This is a genomic window from Rhodopila sp. (assembly GCF_965277165.1).
Classification (GTDB): Bacteria; Pseudomonadota; Alphaproteobacteria; order Acetobacterales; family Acetobacteraceae; genus Rhodopila.
In genome coordinates this window covers 1,721,417-1,737,875 of record NZ_CBDICE010000006.1, presented here as the reverse complement: position 1 = coordinate 1,737,875, position 16,459 = coordinate 1,721,417, and the positions used below count along the sequence as shown (strand labels likewise).

Genomic DNA, 16,459 nt, shown 5'->3' with positions numbered 1-16,459 from the left:
GCCGCGCCTGCGTCCCCTCGATTGTCGTCGCTTGGCTTGTCGGTCGGATAGCGGAATGTCAGGGTGTCCAGGTGCCTGAGGTCGGCGTGCCGGGCGACTGGGTCGGACGTGGGTTCACGCTGACCGGATAAGGGTCGATCGGCTGGCCGTTCTGATAGGCCTGCGCCGTCGGGAAGTCGGTCGGCAGCATGCCGATCGCCTTGCAGGCGCCGTTGGTGTAGCCGTTGGGCGAGTAGTTGGCGGTGGCCAGATGCGGCAGCGTGCTGATCTGATCCGGCGTGAACGACGCCAGCGACGCCGACAGCGGCGGCTTTTGCCCGCTGAGGATCCGGTAGTCGAAGGCCTCGGTCAGGTCGCCCAGGTCGTTGGCGGGATCATCCGACGGGCCGAGGTTCGGCTGGCCCAGCGTTTCCGCACCCAGCGCCTTGCCGCGGACCTCGTCGGGCAACGTTGCCAGCGGCACCAGGCCGAACAGCTCGTCGATGAATTTGATCACCGAACCATGCTCGCTGTACTGGTGCGAGATCTTGCCCGCCCGGGCGAACGGCGAGATCAGCAGGGTGGGGATCCGCGGCCCGGCGGCAAGTTGCGAACCGTCGGCGAACTTGCTGCGGGCCTCGGGCGAGACGTGGTCGTAGAACCCGTCGGTCTCGTCGTAGGTGATGATGATCGCGCTGTTGGCCCAGTACGGGCTGTTGGCGATGTCGCTGATCGCCTTGGCGGCGAACGCTTCGGAAATCTGCTGGTCGGAGTAGGCCGGGTGGTCGTCGTTGCCCAGGAACGCCTGCTGGATCGCCGGTGTCGGATCGACCGGCACCAGCCCGTCGTTGTTGTTATAACCGCCGCGCAGGTAGAACACGCCGCCGCTGGCCGGCAGGGTGCGGTTCTCGACCGCCTGGAAGAAGTCCTTGGCGCCGTGCAGGTTGCTGTTCAGCACCTGCGGGTTGTCGGCCAGATAGGCGAAGTATTGCGGTGCGTTGTGGTGCAACACATAGCCGGTGTTCAGCCCGGGATCGTTGGAGGGGTTCGGTGTCGCGGTGCCTTGCGGTTCAAACGGGTCGGACGCGTCGTTGGCGTCGAAGCCCTGCTGATACCAGCCCCATTGCACCGTCGGGTCGGTGCTGGCCACGGTAGCGATGTCGTTCTGCACGTCCAGCAGGTCCGCCGCCGGGTTCGGATCGGTGGCGATGATGTTGTGGATGGTGTTGCCCATGAACGACAGCGGCAGGGTGGCGAAGGTCAGGTTCAGCGTCGGATTGTTGGGGTCCTCGTCAAAGTTGTATGGCGGCTTGACCGCGTTCTTGTCGAGGTTGGAGCCGGGGAACGGACCCGGATCGCTGACGATCGGGACGTAGGCGTTGCTGTCGCTGGGCATCACGTTGGACCCATAGCTGGCGCCCAGCGGGTTGGGGAACGATGGATTGGAATACTTCACCGTGGCGCCTTGGTCGTTGTGCAACGCCCACTGCGTCTCGCCTGATTGGCCGGCGATGATCGAGATCGCGTTCGGCGTCGATGGCCCGATGATGGTCTGGCGGAAATTGTCGAACAGCACGAAGTGCTTGGCCCAGGACCACATGAATGGAATCGTATCGCAGTCGATATGGCCGATATCGGTTTCGGCCTTCTGTTGCTGCGCCAGGGTGATGGCGGTCGGCCCCGACCCGTCGGGCTTGACGATGTTGCCGGAGCTATCGGTGGTCAGGCCCTCCTGGTCCAATGCGTAGCGGTCGTTGGCCGAAATGCTGGTACCGGGATCGACATGGAGGCTGTTGGCCATGCCCTGGTGGCTGTGATCGACCGAAATCTCGTCCGCCGGGTAGATCGGCACCATGCTGCCCGAGGTGGAGGTGACCGCCTGCGGCATCAGGAACGGCGAAATCGTTGCCACATTCAGCGAGGTATCCAAGTATTGCTGAACAAAGCTTGGGGTTTTCTTGGCCGGCTTGGCGCCATCCGGGGCGGTGAACAGGCCGGTTGCGCCGGGAAACGTGCCGAAGTAATGATCGAAGGATTCATTTTCATGGTAGATCACGAATACATACTTCACCTTCTTGCGAAGTAATTCGACCTTCTGTGCCAGGGTCAACTTCTGTGCCGGAGGAACAGAGTCATCGGCGAACGAAGTCGTCACATTGCCGAGCATCGACAACAGGCCGACAACGGCGCCTGTTGTTCTGAACAATTTCTTGCGGGTCATTGATGAGGACGATCCTTCTGCGGTTCCGGCGGCGTCGAATCAGTCGATACCTCGGCGATGACCAGGTCTTAACTGAAGGATGGCAAGTGCGTAATGCGCAGGGAGTGACACTTTGGTGAAATTGCCGGTGATCGCTCAGAGTCGCACCAGCGTGGCCAGCGAGACATGCGGCCAGCGGATGGCGTCGAAGTCGAGGATCACCCGCTGCAGGTATTGCAACTGCATGAAGTGCCCGCCATCGCTGTGCTTGACGGTTTCGATCCAGACTATCGCATCCATTTGCACGGCATTGGCGTTGGTGGTGACGAACGGGATATTGAGGATGCCGCCGGCGGGCGCGGCGGTGGACAGTCCGATCGCCACCGTGCTGATGATGGTCTGCCCGTCGATCTGCGCCAACAAAACCTGCGTCGGATCCTTGATCGTTCTGGCGGCGTCCAGTCCGGGTGGCAGTCCGACCGGTGGGAGTACGCCGTCGCGATACTGCGCGAGATAGTGGGCATCGGTAACCGGATCGACCGGTCTGCCGGTCAGCCCGGCGATCGCGCTGCCCCGGAACGGTGTCGAATCGACCGGGTCGATGGTCGGAAAGCCGGTGACACGTCTGGCGAACACACTTTGCGCCAGCAGCGAATCGCCGTGCGGGACAACCGCCTGGCGCACATAGGTCGGCCCCGACACCGGGTCGGTGGTGGCGGGGATCCGCAGCCACAGACCGGGCTCGATATGGAGACCGGAGTTCGTTACGGCATCGGTGACCTGCTGCAGATAACGCAGCCCGTGCAGGGTGACGTCGGGCTGGCGCGAGCCGCGATTCGGGATGTCACCGGTGATCGCGGTGACGTCGAGAGTTTCCTGCGTGGCGTTGAGTTCAAGGAAGAACGGCGGTGCCGACCCGAAGAACGGGCGCGGGGTGATATTGAAGCCGGTGCCGCGCCAACTGCCCTGCAACTCGGCGAGCAGTCCCAGATTGGCGGTCACCTCGGAATGCGGACGACCGACCCGGCGGCCGGTCCGCAGCCACTCGGAAGACTGCATGTCGGCGATACCGGGCACCGCGGCGTGGTCTTCGGGCATTGGTTTGATCCTCCTCCGCTGGGTTTTTCCCGCCGGACTGCTTCGCTGGGCACGTCCGCGGGGACGCCTGATGCACATTGTGATCGAAGCGTCCGGATGTCGCCGTGAAACAGGCCAATTGATCTATATCGAAACGAGAATTCGTATTTGACCTGGCCAAAGCGCCTATGGCGCTGACTTGTTTGTCTTTGGGCATTGAACTGCCAGCTGATCAACCTCGATTCCGGACGATATCCGCTGGTTGGCGGGTTGACGCCGCCGCTGGCTGGCGCCGTCGGGCAACCGTATCGGGTTGATTTTCGTTAAATCTCGCAGAATAGATTTCGGGAATCCAGGCAGACTGGTAAGGGTGGCTCGATGATTCGTGGTCTGACACTCGCAGCGATCGCGCTGGCTCCGTTGGCGGCCAATGCCGCCAGCCTGGACGGCGTGTCGATGCCCGACACGCGCGTCGTCGATGGCGTCAACATGCGGCTGAACGGCATCGGGTTGCGGACTTACTCGGTGGTCGGAATTCACATCTACGTCGCCGGCCTGTATCTGGAACGCCGGAGCGATGACCCTGACAGTATTTTGCAATCCCCCGAACGCAAGCTGTTGAATATCCACTTTGTCCACGATATCGACGCGAAGGACGCCCGGGAGGCTTGGCAGGACGGCTTCGCCAGCAATTGCAAGCCGCCGGCGTGCCACCTGGACCCTGGAGATGTGCAGCGCTTTCTCGCCTCCGTGCCGGCGGTTCATCGCGGCGACCAGAGTTCGATGTGGTTTACCCCCAAGGGCGTCGACGTCACCCTGAACGGGCACCCCATGGGGCAAGTGAACGATCCGCACTTCGCCACTGAGATGCTGGCCACCTTCATCGGCCCGGCGCCGCCGACCGAAAAGCTGAAGCGAGAATTGCTGGGTAGCGGGAATTAGCTTTTCAGCGCCTCCGGATTGGTGACCCGCACCGGCTTGGCGTCCATGAAGGCCAGCGCGTTCTCGATCATCTGCGGATAGAAACCGTCCCACGTCTCTTGCACGCAGTATCCCAGATGCGGGCTCAGCACCGTGTTCGGCGCCTTGCGCAGCGGGTGATCCGGCGGCAGCGGTTCGCGGTCGTAGACATCCAGCGCGGCGACGATGTTGCCTTCGTGCAGCGCCCGCAGCATCGCCGCCTCGTCCACGATCGGCCCGCGTGAGGTGTTGACCAGGATCGCGCGATGCTTCATCCGCGCGATATCGGCCGCGCCGAGCAGGCCGCGGCTGCGCTCGGACAGCACCATGTGGATGCTGATGGCATCGGCCGTCGCCATCAGCTCGTCCTTCGACACCAGCCTGGCGCTGGCCGCGGCGGCCTTCTCGGCGGTCAGGTTCGGGCTCCAGGCGATCACATTCATCCGCAGAGCGCGGCCGTAGGCGGCCATGTAGCCGCCTAGTCTGCCGAGCCCGATAACGCCCAGCGTCTTGCCGGCCAGGCCGATGCCGACCGGCACGCCCATCTGGAAGCCGCCGGCGCGGATCATCGCATCGCCCACTGCCAACCCGCGCGCCGCCGCGATCAGCAGCCCCAGCGCCAGCTCCGCGGTTGCCGAATCGTTATATTGGCCGCCTTGGGTGGAACACACCGGGATGCCCCGCGCGGTGCAGGCAGCGGTATCGAGCGAGGCGTTGCGGGCGCCGGTCATCCCCAGCATGCGCAGCTTCGGCAGCCGGTTGATAAGCGCGGCTGGCAGCGGCGTGCGCTCGCGCATCGACAGCACGATGTCGAAATCCGCCAGCTTGGCCGCGGCATCGTCGGCGTCGGCGAAGGCGTCGGCGAAGAACACCACCTCGGCTCGGCGCTGCAGCGGCGTCCAGTCCGCCGCGCCGCTCGCCACGCCCTGCCAATCGTCCAGCACCGCCACCCGGGTCGTCTTGGTCATTGCCGCCTCCTGCCCCTGTCCAGGCCGGCGAAACTGCGGCCATGGGATCGATCGCGCAAGCTGGCCCGATCGCTGGCCCCCCCATCGCTGGCCCCCCGATCGCTGGCCCCCGACCGCTGGCCGAGTGCGGGCGGCGGTTGCGGTGCGCGGCGCTGTCGTGGCATCTCGGCGCAGCGGGAGAACCAAGCATGAGCAACGTCGCCGTAATCGGGGCCGGGCTGATCGGTCGGGCCTGGTCCATCGTGTTCGCCAGGGCCGGGTTCACGGTCGCGTTGTGGGACCAGTTCCCGCTGCAGACCACGCAGGCGCTGGCCTTCATCGCTGATCGGCTGCCCGAACTGCGCGCCGCCGGCCTGCTGGCCGACGCGCCCGATGCGGTGCTGGCGCGGATCCGGCCGATGCAATCGCTTTGGGAGTCGGTGCGCGATGCTGAGTACATCCAGGAATGCGGCCCCGAACGGGTGGAAATAAAGACCGCCATGTTCAGCGAACTGGAGCGCGCGGCTCGGGCTGACGCGGTGCTCGCCTCATCATCGTCGGGGATTCCGGCGAGCGAGTTCACCGCGCATCTGAAAACCCGCCAGCGTTGTCTGATCGCCCATCCGGTGAACCCGCCCTACCTGGTGCCGCTGGTCGAGATCTGTCCGGCGGCGTGGACCGATCCGGCGGTCACCGAACGGACGCGCCAAATCATGCTTGCCGCCGGCCAGGTGCCGGCAACGCTGAAGCGCGAGATCGAGGGCTTCGCGCTGAACCGTCTGCAGGGCGCGTTGCTGGCCGAGGCGTTCCGGCTGCTGGCCGATGACGTCATTTCCCCCGCCGATCTGGATGCGATGGTCAAGCACGGCCTGGGCCTGCGCTGGAGCTTCATGGGACCGCTGGAGACGATCGACCTGAACGCGCCGGGCGGACTGGCTGATTACTGCCGGCGCTACGGACCGCTGTATGCCAAGATGCAGCACCAGATGCAGCCGCTGGAGTGGGACGCGGCCCTGGTGGACCGGCTACACGCGGCCCGGCGCACCGAGTTGCCGGTCAATATGCAGCCGGTGCGTCAGGAGTGGCGCGACCGCCGGTTGATGGCGCTGCTGGCGCACAAGGCGACGCAGCCGGATTGACTTCGGCTTGGGCCGGCCAACGGATCGTCTGTGGCCGGCGGCCGGAACCAAGCATCGAGGCCGGGGGATGCATACACATGCGTTCTTCTTATTGTTCCGTAACGTATTGACAGGACAGCTCCGGATTCGGTAAATAGCCGAGCGAAAGTGGTGATTTATGACCGGCTTCGATCGCTCGAAACTGATGTCCGCGGCCGCGATGGCCGATATGCAACCCGATCAGTCGGACTCGTTGCATGCTCGGAAGTTGGCCGCGCTGGGTGAGCTTGCCAGCGGCATCACGCACGACTTCCGCAACATCCTGCAGACCGTGATGTCAACACTGGAACTGCTTGAATGCCGATCGGACGATCCGGCCGAGGTGCGCCGGTTGACCGCGCAGGCGTTGCGCGCGAGCGAGCGCGGCATCGGGCTGACCGGTCGGCTGCTGCGATTCTCCCGCCGCGACCCGACCGGTGCCAGGCCGGTGTCGCTGTTGGCATCGATGGAAACCATCACCGAGACGCTGGCTCGCACGGTGGAGACGCGGACCAATGTCCGGATCAAATCGCCGGACGGCGAACTGTGGCCGGTGGTGATCGATCCCGACGAGTTCGAGCTGGCGTTGATCAATGTCGCGTTGAACGCGCGCGACGCGATGCCGAACGGTGGCCGGATCGAACTTGCCGCGCGCAACGTGACCATCCCGATGGTGGACCGCCGGGTCTCCGGGGTGGCGGGCATGGGAGAGGCGAGCAGGGGGGCGGCGAGCAGGGCGGCGGCGGGCAGGCGGCGAAACGCCGAGCGGCGCGGGCCCCGGTTGCCGCTGCCAGGGGGCGACTACGTGGCGATCAGCGTGGCCGACACCGGCGTCGGCATGGATGCCGCCACGCTCGCCCGCGCAGTGGAACCGTTTTTCACCACCAAGCCGGTCGGCAAGGGAACCGGCCTCGGGCTTGCCTCGGTGCAGGACCTTGCCCGCCTGACGCGGGGGGCGTTGCGGCTGAAAAGCCGGCCCGGCCAAGGCACCGTCGTGGAGTTGTGGCTGCCGCGCGCGGCCGCTTCGGACCGGCCGCTGGAACTGGAACGGCTGCCGGCCGCGATGACGGAGCTGACCTAGGTGAGTGCGATCAAGTAACTTTTAGCCGTTGATCTTGCGACGAATATTTTAGCCCGCGGCGTTGCACCGGCGCCAATGATTGCCTGCATAGAGAACACGAAAATGGATTCAAGCGGCACGAGAGAGCCAGGGCACGGCGCGGACGTCGTGGTCTTGGACGTTGTGATTTCGGACGTGGTGATTGCGGGCGCCGGCAGTGACCGCGTCGCCGGCGCCCTGTCGTATTGTGTGGACGATGATTCGGCCCCGGTCCGCGCCGATGACGGTTTCGACCCAAGCGCCGATCGTTTCGGGCCAACGGTGTCCGGCGGTGGCGCCGGGGGCACCCCCCATCGACCGGCAAACATTCCTCCGGCAAGAACAGGCAGCGCGGCCGCGTCACCGGTGTCCTTGCGTCGAGACAGCAGGCTGACCGCCGGCTTCGCCGGGCACGAAACATTCAGCTTCGTCACACTGGTCGCGGCGATGCCGGGTTTCTCGGTGCGCTCGCGCTCGGCCCGACCACCGCGCGGCCCGATCACACGCCGATCGAAGACGTCGCATTAGTGTAACCAACCCACTAATTGAGTTAGTTATCATCAACTTCAAAACCGCGCGTCGCAGATGCCCACGGAGTTATCCACCGAAAATGGGGATAACAAAAAGGTGTACTCAGCAGAAGTTATGCGACTGGTATATTGCGTGCTGGCAAGAATAGCTTGCCGATGAGATTACCCCGCGCGCTACAGCGGTGCCAGATGCGAGCATCTGGGTCAACTTTTAGATAATTGGCGGAAATTTTACATTATTAAAGAGTTGTTTCGGCTTATGACGATAGCGGCCCCGCCCCTTCTCCGCACTGCGGGACCCTGCGTCGCTGGAGCGTTTGATGCCTCGTTACACGCTGTTTTTTCTCGACTGGGATGACGCGACCGTTGGCAACATGGATATCGAATGCGAAGACGACGCAAGCGCCCTGCTCGCCGCTGCCGAACATAAAGGCGAACACGCCGACGTCGAGGTTTTGTGCGGCAATCGAACCGTCGGTCGTCCGATTTCAGGAAACGCCCCCGATCGTTAACCCGTCCGCCGGGGCCGAAGCCTGCCGCGCTTCAGTACCGGCCGCTCCGAACCGGTCGCGGCCGGGTTACGGGTTGGCTCGCAGCATCTGGTAGGCGGCGATCATTTGCGGCACCTGCGGCGGCGCGACGTCGGTCCGCAGCACAGACGCGGCAGCGTCGTTGTCGCCGGCCAGGGCAAGCGCCACGGCCAGGTCCTGCCGGGTACGCTTGGACGACTGCGGTCCCGCCGCCAGCGGCCGCAGAATCCCCAGCGCCTGCTGCGGGTCGCCCGACACCGCCAGCGATAGGCCAAGATTGACGCTGGTGGCCATGCGGTCCGGATCAAGCGCCAGCGCGCGGCGATAGGACTGCTGCGCGTCGCCATGCCGGCCCAACAGATCCTTGGCGATGCCAAGATCGATCAACGCGGCGACATTGTGCGAATCCCGATCGGTGACCCGCTGGAACAGCGCGGCCGCGGCCGCTGGATCGGTCGCCAACTTCAGCCGTCCAAGACCGAGTTCAGCCTCGACCCGGTGCGGCGCGACGGCCAGCACACGGTCGAAGTCGCGCGCCGCCGCCTCCCGCTGGCCCAGCGCGGCCTCGGCATTGCCGGCACGCAGCAACGCCGGAACGTTACTTGGATCGCCGGCGAGAATGCGTTGCGCGATATGCAGCGCGGTCTCCGGCGCGCCACTGGCCAACGCCGCATCGGCGATGTCGAGCCCCGGCGCTGCGGTCGAGAACGCAGGCCCCGGACCGGACGAACAGGATGCGAATAGCAGCAGTGAAAGCAGCACGATAGGACGCATTTTGCATACCTTTCAGTGGTGAATGAAGGTCCGCGCCACAGTCAGCCCGGCCGGGCCGCCAACGACGATGAAAATACACGGCAGGATGAACAGGATCATCGGCACCGTCAGCAGCACCGGCAGCCGCGCCGCCTGGGCCTCGAACCGCATCAGCATCTCGTAGCGCATCTCGGTCGCCAGGGTGCGCAGCGCCTGGCTCAGCGGGGTGCCGTACTGCATGGTCTGGATCAGCGTGGCGCCAAGCCGGCGCAATGTCTCCAGCCCGGTGCGCGTGCCCATGTTGGTCAGCGCGCTGCGACGGTCGGCCAGCACCCGAAGTTCACCGCAGGTCAGTTTCAGCTCCGCCCCGATCGCCGGATGCGCCGGGGCGATTTCGCCGGCGACGCGATCGAGGCTCATCTCCAGGCCAAGTCCGGCCTCGCTGCAGATCACCAGCATGTCCAGCGCGTCGGGCAGGCCGCGACCCACCGCGGCCAGGTATTTCGCCCGCCGCCGACGGACGATGAAATCCGGCAGCAACAGCCCGACAATGGCGCCGCCGCCAATCAGCATCATCCGAACCGCCGGCGCCACCGCACCGGTGGGCAGCAACAGGTAGACCGCGATCGGCAGCACCAGGCACAGCAGCAGCTTGGCACCGATGAACAGCCCCAGCACGTTGGATTGCCGCATGCCGGCGGAAACCAGGGTCTGCTCCAACTCAGCCAGTGTCGAGGCCGGCAGAATGCCGCTGCGCGACAGCAGCGCGCCAAGCCCGGCAACCAGCCGGAACGCCAGCCCGCCCTGGGCCTCGGACCGGTGCTGCGCCGAGGCATCGGCGCTCTGGCGCACCTCGGCGATGCGGCGGTCACACAGCTCCTGGCGCGCCAGGCCACGCAGCATCCACCAGCCGGCGCCGGCCATGCCAAAGCTGAGACAGCCAAGCACGAGAAGCAGGTGGGGCGGCATCATGTGAGGCTCTTGCGGATCATGCTGCGCATGATGAAGCCGCCGACGGCAAGCAGCGCGACCGCCGTCAGCAGCAGGTCGCGCCCGCTCGGGTCGGTGAACAGCACGCCGATATAGCTGGGGTTGGTCAACGCCAGCAGGATGCCGGTCACCACCGGCAGCGCGCCAAGGATGTAGGAGCTCATGCGCGCCTCGGCCGCCAGCGCGTGACCGCGCAGCCGCGCCGCCAGTCGCTTGCGGATGGTGTCGGCCAGGTTCTCCAGCGTCTCGGCAAGCCCGCCGCCGGTCTGGCTCTGCAGCGACAGCGCGGTGGCGAAGAAACGATATTCCGGCAGCCGGTTGCGTTCCGCCATCTCGCGCAGCGCGTCGTCCAGCGCCACGCCAATCGAGGTCTGCGCCACCAGCCCGGCAAACTCGGCGGCGGTGGGTTCGGGGCTTTCGCGCGCCACCACCTTCAGCGCCTCGACCATCGGCAGTCCGACCCGCACCGCGCGCACGATCATCGCCAGCGCATCGGGAAACTGCTTGAACAGACTGTTGACGTGGCGATCCTCGCACCAGCCGTAGAACGCGCGACAGATCAATGTCCACGCCCCCGGCAGCGCCAGCCATCCCGCCACACCCAGGAATTCGACCACGACGCGGGCAAACAGCGCCGCCGGCGGCACCGCGGCCAGCAGCACGACGATCAGTTTCACCGGGTAGATCGCCCGATGCGAGGGGTCATAGCGCAGCAGTTTCGCCCCCCGGCTGGCCAGGCTGGCGCCCTGACGCTGCAACCCCAGCCGATAACCGCTCTCAGTGCCATCCGAACGCGACAGTCGGTGGGCACTGGCGATGCCCTCGATGCGCTGGCTCCGCTGGCGCGCCAGCCGATGGTCGCGCGCCAGCAGCAGATAGCTCATGAACAGGCCGACCAGGCAGACCGAGGCGCCGACCATCAGGTAGGCCAAAGGCGGGTTCATCCGCCGACCATCGGAAAGGCCAGAGGCGGGTTCATCCGCCGACCGCCTCTTCCAGCGCGGCGGTCCACGCCCGCTCCAGTTGGAAGTAGCCCAGCCGCTCATGAAAGCTGGGTCGGGCGCGATTGACCTTGTAGCGGGTGATCAGTTCGCCGTTCGGGTTCTCGCCGTTGATCTCCAGGCGGAAGATGTCGTTCAGGGTGACGATCTCGCCTTCCATGCCCAGCACGTCGGTCAACTGGGTCAGCCGGCGCTTGCCGTCGCGTTGGCGTTCGACCTGCACGATCAGATCGACCGCGCCGACGATCTGCGCGCGGATGGCACGCAGTGGCAAACCCATATTGCCCATCTGCACCATGTTCTCGATGCGCGCCACCGCGTCGCGCGTGGTGTTGGCGTGCACCGTCGACATGCTGCCGTCATGGCCGGTGTTCATCGCCTGCAGCATGTCGAACGCCTCGGAGGATCGCACCTCGCCGATAATCACGCGGTCGGGGCGCATGCGCAGCGCGTTGCGGACCAGGTCACGCTGAGTCACCTCGCCCTTGCCTTCCAGGCTCGGCGGGCGAGTCTCCAGCCGCACCACGTGCGGCTGCTGCAGTTGCAGTTCGGCGGCGTCCTCGATGGTGACGACGCGTTCAGCCTGATCGATGCTGCGGCTGATGGCGTTCATCAGCGTGGTCTTGCCCGACCCGGTGCCACCCGAAATGATGATGTTCAGCCGCGCGCGCCCGGCGATCTCCAGCACCCGAGCCACCTGCGTGGTACACGAACCGCGCTCCACCAATTGGGCGAAATCCAGCCGCCGCTTGGCGAATTTGCGGATCGAGATATACGGGCCGTCAAGCGCCAGCGGGGTGAAAACGATGTTGACACGCGACCCGTCGGCCAGGCGCGCATCGCACATCGGACTGCTCTCATCGACCCGCCGCCCGATCGAGGACGCGATGCGCTGGCAGATGTTGCCGACATGCGCGGCATCGCGGAACCGCACATCCGACAGCGTGACCTTGCCGGATCTTTCGACGAACACCCGGTCCGGCCCGTTGACCAGGATGTCCTGCACGCTGTCGTCGTCCACCAGCGGCTGCAGCGGCCCCAGACCCAGCATGTCGTGGACCAGGTCGCTGGCGACCTGGCGCTGCTCGCGGCCATTCAGTTGCACCCGGCGTTCGGTGGCAATTTCGGCGACCAGGCGCTCCATTTCAGGGGCCAGGCGGTCCGGTGGCAAAGCCGCCACGGCGGCCGGATCGATCCGCAACAGGCACAGATTGCGCAGCTCTGCGATCAGCGGCGTGGCACCCGGCCGATTGCCCAACGGCGCCGCGGCAACCACCGCTGGTTCGCTCGCCGGGATGGCCGCTTCCTGCCGCAGCCGGCCGAAGCTTGGAGTGCCGAGGCTGGGCGTCATCTTGCCGCGCCGCGGCGGAACGGCCAGCCGAACCGCCTGGTGGGGGCATCGGTCGCTCCACTGGTGGCGACCTCGGCCGCCAGATCGCGGATCGCGGCGCGGAAACCGCCGCGGGTCGCCGCGGCCGGCGTGCCCATGGTGGCGGCGGCGTTGACCACGCGTGGCAGATGCGGGATCACCACGTCGATCTTGTGCTGCAGCGCCTGCTCGACCTGATGGCGCGTCATCGTGCCTGGTGCGCCGAGGTGGTTCAGCACGATCAGCGACCGGCGGGTCTGCTGCGAGCCGGTGGGCAGCGCTATGGCGCGCAGCACGTCGCGCACCGCCTGCAACGTGGGCTGCATCACCAGCACCCGCTGCCGCGCCATCTCGATCAACTCGCCGTGCCAGGCGGACGGCTCCAGCGGCACATCGACCACCACGTAGTTGTAACGGTGCCGCAGCTTCTGCAGCAGGTGCTTGGCCGCGCCGGGCGCGATCGCCGGCTGTTCGGTCAGTTTCTCTTCCGCCGCGATCACCGCGAGCCGGTCGCCGGCCGGTTCGGCGATGCGTTCCATGAATAGGTCATCGACCCGCTTCGGCGTTTCCAGCGCCAGGCGCAGACCGCCGCCCGGCTTGGCCCCCAGCAGCATGGCCACGCTGCCGGTGTGCAGATTGGCGTCCAGCACGGCGGTGTGACGGCGCACCTCATTGGCCAGGTACCACGCCAGGTTGGCCGCCAGCGTGGTCGCCCCGGCGCCGCCGCAGACCCCACTCAACGCCAGGATCCGCCCGCCCAGAGCGCTCGCCGGGGCGATGCTGGCGGGGGCGACCTGAGGCCCGAAATGCTGCGCCACGACCTCGGCGTTCAGCGGCTTATACAGGTATTCCGCGACCCCGAGGTTGCGCGTCAACTGGCGATACAGATCGGCGTCCTGGCGCTCGCCGATCACCAGCACGCGGACATCAGGCTCGACCACCTCGGACAGCGCCGTCAGGGTCGACATCGGCTGCTCGTCGCCGCTGATATCGACCAGCAGCACGCGCGGGCTTGGCAGCTTCTTCATCGCACCGACCGCGGTGCGGCTGCTGCCGCGATGGATGATGACCTCCTCGGGCCCGACCGCGAGCAGCCCGAGGCGCAGCACCGCCTCGCTGTCCGCGTCGGTGACGAACGCCAGGATCTGGATGCGTCCGCTGCGCCCCGACACCGCGCTGGGCCCGGCGGTAACTTGGGCGGCGACCTGAATGGCGAGATCGTCCGACATCACGAACCCCCTCCCGACGGGCTGCCGGTGGACTGCACGTGCAGGTCGGTGATGCCGGTGTCGGGCAATGGCTTGACATGATTGGTGCGCAGCCGCTGCACCGCGAGCGCCGCCATGCCGCCGTCGGAGCCGCCAATCGGTTGGCGGCCGTGCACCAGGTCTTCCGGATTGACCACCTGGGCGGCGATATTCTTTTCGTTCGCCCCGGTGGGGTTCCAATCGTTGGTGTTCAGCAGCGGATCGGTGGCGGCGCATCCCGCGCCCACCGCACCCAGGCCGATCGCGACCATGATGGGGACCAGCGGTCTCATTGCACGATAAACCCGGCGTCGCCGCTGATATGGGCAACCGGCGATGCCGCCGGAGTGCCGTTCTGGCGCAGCAGCAGGATGCGTTCCAGATCGTTCGGCGGAGTCCAGCCATCCGACGGCTCATGCAGGGGCGCCGCCTGGTTGACCGGATGGACGATGAACGGCGTTACGATGATCACGATTTCGGACTCCTGGCGTTTGAAACTGTCGGAGCGAAAAAGCGCCCCAATGCCGGGGATTTCGCCCAGGAACGGCACGCCGTTGCTGGTGTGGGTGACGTTGTCCGACAGCAGCCCGGCGATGGCGAAGCTCTGGCCGCTGCCCATCTCGACCGTGGTGTCGGCGCGGCGAACCTGCAGCGCCGGAATGACAATGCTGTTGTTGCCGGCGGTGAGCTGAACCGCGCCCTGGTCGGTCAACTGACTGATCTCGGGGCGGACATGCATGTTGATGCGGTCGCCCGACATCACGGTGGGCACGAACGCCAGCGAGATGCCGTACTGCTTGAAGTCGACGGTGATGGTGTTCTGTTCCTGCGCGATCGGCACCGGGAACTCGCCGCCGACAAGGAAGCTGGCGGGCTCGCCGCTCATGGTCGTCAGGTTCGGTTCGGCCAGGATGTGGACCAGTTGATCCTGCGCCAGGGCATCGACGATCGCCTCCACGCTGGTCTTGCGGAACGCCAACGCTCCCACCGCCGGCGGCACCGACCCGCTGGTCAGGTCAGCCAGCGGAAAGGCGGTGGCGATGCCAATCTCGGCGGTATTGCCGATGCGCCCGGCCAGGTTTTGCCAGTTCAGCCCCAGATCACGGGTCAGGGTGCGTGACATCTCCACGATCCGCACCCGCAGCAGCACCTGGATCGGTTCGGAGACCTGCAGCCGGTTGGCGACCAGTTGCTTGTCTGGCAGCAAGGACTGGGCGGCGGCGGCGGCGCGTTCGGCGTCGGCCGGCGTGGCAACCTGGCCGCTGATCTCGACCCCATCGACGCCGGCGCGGGTGCGAACCGTATCGCCCGGCAGCGCTCGGTTGATCGCCGATCCGGCGAGCGAGGCCGCGGCCGAGGACGGCACCACCATCAGGTCATAGACGCCGACCGAATGGCCGGAATTGTCCATCGCGGCGATCGTGGTGTGGCCAACGGCGAGGCCGAAGACGAACAGGCTGTTGGCGCTGGCCGGCCTTGCCTCGGCCACTTTCGGGTCGGCCACGAACAGGTTGGCCGCCAAACCGGCAAGCTGGATCACCCGCCCGGACCCGGCTTCGACGGTTATGCTAGTCGTGGCGCTGCCGCCCGGCCGTGGCGCCACCCGGGCCGCCGCAGGCAGGCTGAAAAGCAGGGCAGCCAACAGAACACCAGCCCATTTTGGGTGGGTCATCATCAGAAATGTACCTCCTTGCCGTCAGCCCCGCCGAGGTAGAGATGCATGATTCCGGCGGTGGGATCGGTGCGTTGACCCGACTTCAATGCGGCCGAGACGTCGCCGCCCCAGGTGATCGGGGCCGGCGCGGGGGCCTCGGTCTTGCCGGCGGCGGTCTTGCCGGCGGCGGCCTTGCTCGACGCGGTCTGGACGGATGCGTTTTCGCTGGTTCCGTCCTGCGCCGGCGTATCGGCGGTGTCGGCCGAAATCACCGACAGCGAGAGATGGCCGAGCCTGGTGGCGACGGCGACGCGTTCGGCGTTCTCGGGCGAGACCTCCAGGGTGACGGTGCGCGATTGCGGCACCGAGACGTTGGGCGCGTTGGACGCGGTGGCGCCCTGCATCAGTTCCTGGTCGATGGCGATGACGCGGACATTGTGCAGCACGGTCTCGCCGGCGATACGCCGGCCCAGCGGCGCGGTCGGGTCGTCCAGCGTCTGGGTCAGGATCAGATCGACGTGGTCGCCCGGCCAGATCAGCCCGGCGGTGCCGGAGACGGCATCGACCCCGACGGTGGTGGCGCGCAGCCCCGGGCCGAGCACGGCGGCGAGGAAACCGCGTTCGCCGGCGCGCATGACCTGGCTTGGCAGCACCACGTCGCCCGCCGCCACGGTGCGGCGGACCATCGCGCCCAGCAATTCGGCGCGGGCCACCGGGGTATCCGGGCGCGCACCCTCGGGGACCGCGGATTGGGCCAGGTCGGCGGCGGTCAGGTCGTCGGGCTTCAACAGCACGCCGGGACGCAGGGTGTGGGCGGCGGCGAGCACCCGCACGGTCGCCTTCGGCACGGGGGCGCCGGCGACAGTTGACCGTGCCGAGGGATGCGTGCTGATCCAGGCGACCGCCCCGAACCCGGCGAGACCGGCGGCCATCAGGACGAACAGGGCGATTCTGAGCAACATGAGA

Annotated in this window: 16 protein-coding genes; 5 read left to right on the top strand and 11 right to left on the bottom strand. The window is 66.5% G+C overall.

Annotated elements, in window-relative coordinates; genetic code table 11:
* Nucleotides 1-58: 58 nt before the first annotated feature.
* Nucleotides 59-2,200 (bottom strand): alkaline phosphatase family protein, encoded by a 2,142-nt coding sequence (locus tag ACQY4Y_RS20115; RefSeq protein WP_428492364.1) that lies wholly within the window; start codon nt 2,198-2,200, stop codon nt 59-61.
* A 135-nt stretch (nt 2,201-2,335) separates the two neighbouring features.
* On the bottom strand, nt 2,336-3,277 hold the full coding sequence (locus tag ACQY4Y_RS20110; RefSeq protein WP_428492363.1) for a heme-binding protein: 942 nt from the start codon (nt 3,275-3,277) through the stop codon (nt 2,336-2,338).
* Nucleotides 3,278-3,634: 357 nt separating this feature from the next.
* Between ACQY4Y_RS20110 and ACQY4Y_RS20105 the strand changes: the two genes are divergently transcribed.
* Complete coding sequence (locus tag ACQY4Y_RS20105) at nt 3,635-4,198, top strand: chalcone isomerase family protein (RefSeq protein ID WP_428492362.1); 564 nt, start codon at nt 3,635-3,637, stop codon at nt 4,196-4,198.
* Here the strand turns inward: ACQY4Y_RS20105 and ACQY4Y_RS20100 are convergent.
* Nucleotides 4,195-5,184 carry a D-2-hydroxyacid dehydrogenase family protein gene (locus ACQY4Y_RS20100; RefSeq protein WP_428492361.1) on the bottom strand — a complete coding sequence of 330 codons (990 nt, stop codon included), beginning with the start codon at nt 5,182-5,184 and terminating at the stop codon, nt 4,195-4,197. The genes ACQY4Y_RS20105 and ACQY4Y_RS20100 overlap by 4 nt on opposite strands.
* Before the next feature lie 188 nt (nt 5,185-5,372).
* Here ACQY4Y_RS20100 and ACQY4Y_RS20095 point away from each other — a divergent pair, with 188 nt between their 5' ends.
* The 4 genes from ACQY4Y_RS20095 (at nt 5,373) to ACQY4Y_RS20080 (ending at nt 8,461) form a co-directional block, all read left to right on the top strand.
* Entirely contained in the window at nt 5,373-6,302 is a 930-nt protein-coding gene (locus ACQY4Y_RS20095; RefSeq protein ID WP_428492360.1) for a 3-hydroxyacyl-CoA dehydrogenase, read from the top strand.
* Nucleotides 6,303-6,459: 157 nt separating this feature from the next.
* Nucleotides 6,460-7,401 carry a sensor histidine kinase gene (locus ACQY4Y_RS20090; protein ID WP_428492359.1) on the top strand — a complete coding sequence of 314 codons (942 nt, stop codon included), beginning with the start codon at nt 6,460-6,462 and terminating at the stop codon, nt 7,399-7,401.
* Nucleotides 7,402-7,554: 153 nt separating this feature from the next.
* The gene (locus ACQY4Y_RS20085) at nt 7,555-7,947 is read left to right on the top strand and encodes a hypothetical protein (RefSeq protein ID WP_428492358.1); all 393 of its coding nucleotides are present in this window, start codon (nt 7,555-7,557) and stop codon (nt 7,945-7,947) included.
* 322 nt (nt 7,948-8,269) lie between these two features.
* Nucleotides 8,270-8,461: a hypothetical protein gene (locus ACQY4Y_RS20080; protein WP_428492357.1), complete on the top strand. Its 192-nt coding sequence runs from the start codon at nt 8,270-8,272 to the stop codon at nt 8,459-8,461.
* A 66-nt stretch (nt 8,462-8,527) separates the two neighbouring features.
* On the opposite strand, the gene ACQY4Y_RS20075 is transcribed toward ACQY4Y_RS20080, so the two are convergent.
* The 8 genes from ACQY4Y_RS20075 to cpaB are packed head-to-tail and all read right to left on the bottom strand — an operon-like array spanning nt 8,528 to nt 16,455.
* Nucleotides 8,528-9,253 carry a tetratricopeptide repeat protein gene (locus ACQY4Y_RS20075; protein WP_428492356.1) on the bottom strand — a complete coding sequence of 242 codons (726 nt, stop codon included), beginning with the start codon at nt 9,251-9,253 and terminating at the stop codon, nt 8,528-8,530.
* 12 nt (nt 9,254-9,265) lie between these two features.
* The gene (locus ACQY4Y_RS20070; RefSeq protein ID WP_428492355.1) at nt 9,266-10,204 is read right to left on the bottom strand and encodes a type II secretion system F family protein; all 939 of its coding nucleotides are present in this window, start codon (nt 10,202-10,204) and stop codon (nt 9,266-9,268) included.
* The gene (locus ACQY4Y_RS20065; protein WP_428492354.1) at nt 10,201-11,166 is read right to left on the bottom strand and encodes a type II secretion system F family protein; all 966 of its coding nucleotides are present in this window, start codon (nt 11,164-11,166) and stop codon (nt 10,201-10,203) included. Before ACQY4Y_RS20065 ends, ACQY4Y_RS20070 begins: the two co-directional genes overlap by 4 nt.
* A gap of 31 nt (nt 11,167-11,197) precedes the next feature.
* Entirely contained in the window at nt 11,198-12,574 is a 1,377-nt protein-coding gene (locus ACQY4Y_RS20060) for a CpaF family protein (RefSeq protein WP_428492353.1), read from the bottom strand.
* Complete coding sequence (locus ACQY4Y_RS20055; protein ID WP_428492352.1) at nt 12,571-13,821, bottom strand: AAA family ATPase; 1,251 nt, start codon at nt 13,819-13,821, stop codon at nt 12,571-12,573. Before ACQY4Y_RS20055 ends, ACQY4Y_RS20060 begins: the two co-directional genes overlap by 4 nt.
* Nucleotides 13,821-14,132 (bottom strand): hypothetical protein, encoded by a 312-nt coding sequence (locus tag ACQY4Y_RS20050; protein ID WP_428492351.1) that lies wholly within the window; start codon nt 14,130-14,132, stop codon nt 13,821-13,823. Before ACQY4Y_RS20050 ends, ACQY4Y_RS20055 begins: the two co-directional genes overlap by 1 nt.
* On the bottom strand, nt 14,129-15,514 hold the full coding sequence (locus tag ACQY4Y_RS20045) for a type II and III secretion system protein family protein (RefSeq protein ID WP_428492350.1): 1,386 nt from the start codon (nt 15,512-15,514) through the stop codon (nt 14,129-14,131). The genes ACQY4Y_RS20050 and ACQY4Y_RS20045 overlap by 4 nt, the downstream gene beginning before the upstream one ends.
* Nucleotides 15,514-16,455: a Flp pilus assembly protein CpaB gene (cpaB, locus tag ACQY4Y_RS20040; protein ID WP_428492349.1), complete on the bottom strand. Its 942-nt coding sequence runs from the start codon at nt 16,453-16,455 to the stop codon at nt 15,514-15,516. Before cpaB ends, ACQY4Y_RS20045 begins: the two co-directional genes overlap by 1 nt.
* Between the last annotated feature and the right edge of the window lie 4 nt (nt 16,456-16,459).